Source organism: Winogradskyella pelagia, from assembly GCF_017581965.1.
GTDB lineage: Bacteria > Bacteroidota > Bacteroidia > Flavobacteriales > Flavobacteriaceae > Winogradskyella > Winogradskyella pelagia.
The window spans coordinates 1-748 of the sequence record NZ_JAGEVF010000041.1 but is presented as its reverse complement, the minus strand read 5'-3'; the positions used below and the strand labels follow the sequence as shown (position 1 = coordinate 748).

General features: G+C 48.9%; 1 protein-coding gene. It reads left to right on the top strand.

Going from position 1 to position 748, the window contains the following annotated elements; all coding sequences use genetic code 11:
- On the top strand, positions 1-748 hold a 748-nt coding region (locus J4050_RS15165), incomplete at both ends, for a hypothetical protein (protein WP_208155461.1).

Sequence of the window (748 nt, the reverse complement as noted above, 5' to 3'; positions counted from 1 at the left end):
ACCGATCTGTTTATAGCAAATGGAGGCATCACCTTGTATACGGTGCTCAAGGATTGCGCAGGCAACGAGCTGGGTAGCATGTCACCGACCACACCAGACAATACCTTTGCATATACATTTCCTCCTAGACCGTCAGTCGCGATTTCAGGAGCAATTGAGTACTGTGAAGGCAGTGGTGGTGTTACGCTAGATGCAGGTGCAGGATTTGGATCGTACCTTTGGTTTCCGGGAGGTGAGACAACACGAACTATTACAGCTTTGGAAGGTATCTATACAGTAACAATAACTGACGCTACTAGTGGCTGTACTGCTACCTCTGCTGAATATACGGTCATAGAAAATGACTTACCTATAGTCACTTTTACTGCACCATTAGATCTTTGTTTGGATGCAGGCGTACAGGAAACCTTAGGTGGTGGAATGCCAGTGGGAGGTGTCTACTCAGGACCAGGCGTTACCGATGACGGTAACGGAAGAACCTATAGTTTTGATCCGGCAGCAGCAGGGACAGGCATACATACGATTACCTATACCTTTGAAGATGCCAATACTTGCGCTAGCTCGGCCTCGGACGATATTGAAGTCTTCGATTTACCAACGGTAACTTTCGAAGCACCAACGGACCTTTGTTTGGATACAGGCGTACAGTCAGGTCTAGGTGGCGGAATGCCAATGGGCGGTGTCTACTCAGGACCAGGCGTTACCGATGACGGTAACGGCCAGACCTATAGCTTTGACCCAGCAGCGG